This is a genomic window from Streptomyces sp. NPDC007162 (genome assembly GCF_040634175.1).
In the GTDB taxonomy this organism is placed as follows: Bacteria; Actinomycetota; Actinomycetes; order Streptomycetales; family Streptomycetaceae; genus Streptomyces.
Genome location: NZ_JBEYFC010000719.1, coordinates 1 through 3,683 on the forward strand (window position 1 = coordinate 1; position 3,683 = coordinate 3,683).

Here is a 3,683-nt window from a genome sequence, read left to right on the forward strand (position 1 = left end):
CCCGCCGTACGGCACGAAAGGCAGGTGAAGGCCGGCGCGGCGGGACCGCGGGCCACCGGAAGACCTCCGGCGGTCCGCGGCCCCGCGGCGGGCCGTTAGCTGTGCTCGCTTACCTCATCAGGCGGCTGTTCGCCGCCGCAGTGATGCTGGTGGTCATCATCCTGGTGGTCTTCAGCATCTTCTTCCTCGTCCCCAAGTGGGCGGGCGTGGACATCGCCACGAGCTTCGTGGGCAAGCAGGCCGACCCGCACGCCGTTGCGGCGGTGCGGGAGAAGCTGGGTCTGAGCGACCCGATCTTCGTACAGGTCTGGCACTTCTTCAAGGGCATCTTCGCGGGCCGCACCTACGCGGCCGGCGGCGACGTCACCCACTGTGCCGCACCGTGCTTCGGCTACTCCTTCCGTAGCGAGCAGGCCGTCTGGCCGGTGCTGACCGACCGCTTCCCGGTGACCCTGGGCCTCGCGCTCGGCGCCGCCGTGCTGTGGCTGGTCTTCGGTGTCGCGGCGGGTGTGCTGTCCGCGCTCAAGCGGGGCAGCATCTGGGACCGCACGGCCATGGTGGTCGCGCTCAGCGGTGTGTCCCTGCCCATCTACTTCACGGGTCTGCTCTCGCTCGCGGTCTTCAGTTACGGGTTGAACTGGATCAACGGCCAGTACGTGCCGCTGGACCAGAGCTTCTCCGGCTGGCTCGGCGGCATGATCCTGCCCTGGATCACCCTCGCGTTCCTCTACGCGGCGATGTACGCCCGGATCACCCGCGCCACCATGCTGGAGATCCTCGGCGAGGACTACATCCGCACGGCACGCGCCAAGGGCCTCACGGAGCCGGTCGTCATCGGCAAGCACGCCATGCGCTCCACGATGACCCCGATCCTGACCATGCTCGGCATGGACCTCGGCGCCCTCATCGGCGGCGCGATCCTGACCGAGACGACGTTCAGCCTGCCCGGCCTCGGCCAGGCGGTGCTCACCGCCATCAAGAACCAGGACCTGCCCATCATCCTGGGCGTCACCCTGATCACTTCTCTCGCGGTGCTGATCGCCAACCTCGTGGTGGACATCCTGTACGCCGTGATCGACCCCCGAGTGAGGCTCTCATGACGGAACTGAGCAAGAGCGGAGCGGCCGTGGGCGAACCCACGAGCGACTCGCCCGCGCCGACGTCCTTCCTCGAAGTGCGCGACCTGAAGGTGCACTTCCCGACCGACGACGGCCTGGTCAAGTCCGTCGACGGGCTCTCCTTCAAGCTGGATAAGGGCAAGACCCTCGGCATCGTGGGCGAGTCCGGTTCCGGCAAGTCGGTGACCTCGCTCGGCATCATGGGCCTGCACACCGCCGGGCAGTACGGCAAGCGCAAGGCACAGATTTCCGGCGAGATCTGGCTGGACGGCACCGAGCTGCTCGGCAGCGACCCGGACCAGGTGCGCAAGCTGCGCGGCCGCCAGATGTCCATGATCTTCCAGGACCCGCTGTCGGCGCTGCACCCGTACTACACGATCGGCCAGCAGATCGTGGAGGCGTACCGCATCCACCACGACGTCGACAAGAAGACCGCGAAGCGGCGCGCCGTCGAGATGCTCGACCGGGTGGGCATCCCCCAGCCGGACAAGCGGGTCGACAGCTACCCGCACGAGTTCTCCGGCGGTATGCGTCAGCGCGCGATGATCGCGATGTCGCTGGTCAACAACCCGGAACTGCTCATCGCGGACGAGCCGACGACCGCTCTGGACGTGACCGTCCAGGCGCAGATCCTCGACCTGATCCGGGACCTGCAGAAGGAGTTCGGCTCCGCGGTCATCGTCATCACCCACGACCTGGGCGTGGTCGCCGAACTCGCCGACGACATCCTGGTGATGTACGGCGGGCGGTGCGTGGAGCGCGGCCCGGCCGAGAAGGTGTTCTACGAGCCCCGCCACCCCTACACCTGGGGTCTGCTCGGCTCGATGCCGCGCCTCGACCGCGAGCAGCAGGACCGCCTGATCCCGGTCAAGGGCTCCCCGCCCTCCCTGATCAACATCCCGTCCGGCTGCGCCTTCAACCCGCGCTGCCCGTACGCGGACGTCCCCAAGGACAACGTCACCCGCACGGTCCGCCCGGAGCTGACCGAGGTCGGCAGCCGGCACTGGGCCGCCTGCCACATGACGCAGGAGCAGCGGGAGCGGATCTGGACCGAAGAGATTGCGCCGAAGCTGTGAGCGAGAAACCCACCAAGGACGCGGCAGTGACCATTCCCGCGCAGAGCGACGGTGCCGTCTCCACCCGGGGCGTGGCCCAGGGCGAGACCCTGCTCAAGGTGACCGGCCTCCAGAAGCACTTCCCGATCAAGAAGGGCCTGTTCCAGCGGCAGGTCGGCGCCGTGCACGCGGTCGACGGGCTCGACTTCGAGGTCAAGGCCGGTGAAACCCTCGGCGTCGTGGGCGAGTCCGGCTGCGGCAAGTCGACGATGGGCCGGCTGATCACCCGGCTGCTGGAGCCGACCGGCGGCACGGTCGAGTTCGAGGGCAAGGACATCACGCACCTCGGCGTCGGCGGCATGCGCCCGCTGCGCCGCGACGTGCAGATGATCTTCCAGGACCCGTACTCCTCGCTGAACCCGCGCCACACCATCGGCACGATCATCGGGGCGCCCTTCAAGCTCCAGGGCGTGACGCCGGAGGGCGGTGTCAAGAAGGAGGTGCAGCGGCTGCTGTCGGTGGTCGGCCTCAACCCCGAGCACTACAACCGCTACCCGCACGAGTTCTCCGGCGGTCAGCGCCAGCGCATCGGCATCGCCCGCGCGCTCGCTCTGAAGCCGAAGCTGGTCGTGGCCGACGAGCCGGTCTCCGCGCTCGACGTGTCGATCCAGGCGCAGGTCGTGAACCTCATGGACGACCTTCAGGAGGAACTGGGCCTGACCTACGTCATCATCGCCCACGACCTCTCCGTGGTACGGCACGTGTCGGACCGCATCGCCGTGATGTACCTCGGCAAGATCGTCGAACTGGCCGACCGGGACTCGCTGTACAAGGCGCCGATGCACCCGTACACCAAGGCCCTGATGTCGGCGGTGCCGATCCCGGACCCGAAGCGCCGAGGTCAGAAGAGCGAGCGCATCCTGCTCCAGGGCGACGTGCCCTCCCCGATCTCCCCGCCCTCCGGCTGCCGTTTCCACACGCGGTGCTGGAAGGCGACGGAGATCTGCAGGACGACCGAGCCGCTCCTCCTCGAACTGCGCACCGGCCAGCAGGTCGCCTGCCACCACCCGGAGAACTTCGCCGACCAGGCACCGCAGGACACGGTCCTGCTGACCGCGGCGAAGGAGGCCGCGGAACTGGTCGGCGAGGCGGCCCTGGAGGAGTCGGCGGAGACGTCGGCGGCGGTGGCCGCGGCGGCGGAGGAGATCGCCGCCGAGGAGGCCGTCCAGACGGCCGCCGAGGTCGCTGAGACCGCCAAGGCCGAGGAGACCCCCCAGGCCGCCGAGGTCGCTGAGACCGCCGAGGCCGCTGAGGCCGCCGAGGTCGCTGAGACCGCCGAGGTCGCTGAGACCGACGAGACCGCCAAGGCCCCCGGTTCCGCGGCGGCGGAGGCGGACGGCCAGGAGTCGGCCGACCAGCAGAACTGACCGGACACGAGTCAGGACCGGCTGGGGGCGCTGGCGGCGCTGGTCGTGGGGACGATCGACTACCGGATCGGCTGCCTCGTTGC

Annotated in this window: 3 protein-coding genes; all 3 read left to right on the forward strand. The window is 69.0% G+C overall.

Annotated elements, in window-relative coordinates; all coding sequences use genetic code 11:
- Positions 1-101: 101 nt before the first annotated feature.
- Genes ABZ646_RS42710 through ABZ646_RS42720 form a run of 3 tightly spaced genes read left to right on the forward strand, consistent with a single transcriptional unit; the run spans position 102 to position 3,600 of the window.
- Positions 102-1,100, forward strand: coding sequence for an ABC transporter permease (locus tag ABZ646_RS42710; RefSeq protein ID WP_360532053.1), 999 nt, complete (start codon positions 102-104; stop codon positions 1,098-1,100).
- Positions 1,097-2,194, forward strand: coding sequence for an ABC transporter ATP-binding protein (locus ABZ646_RS42715; RefSeq protein ID WP_360532056.1), 1,098 nt, complete (start codon positions 1,097-1,099; stop codon positions 2,192-2,194). The genes ABZ646_RS42710 and ABZ646_RS42715 overlap by 4 nt, the downstream gene beginning before the upstream one ends.
- Before the next feature lie 26 nt (positions 2,195-2,220).
- Positions 2,221-3,600, forward strand: coding sequence for a dipeptide ABC transporter ATP-binding protein (locus ABZ646_RS42720; protein WP_360532059.1), 1,380 nt, complete (start codon positions 2,221-2,223; stop codon positions 3,598-3,600).
- The last annotated feature ends 83 nt before the right edge of the window (positions 3,601-3,683 follow it).

What these genes read in the sequence shown, in the direction of transcription:
- ABZ646_RS42715 (WP_360532056.1), top strand. Translation starts at nt 1,097, where the DNA reads ATGACGGAACTGAGCAAGAGCGGAGCGGCCGTGGGCGAACCCACGAGC.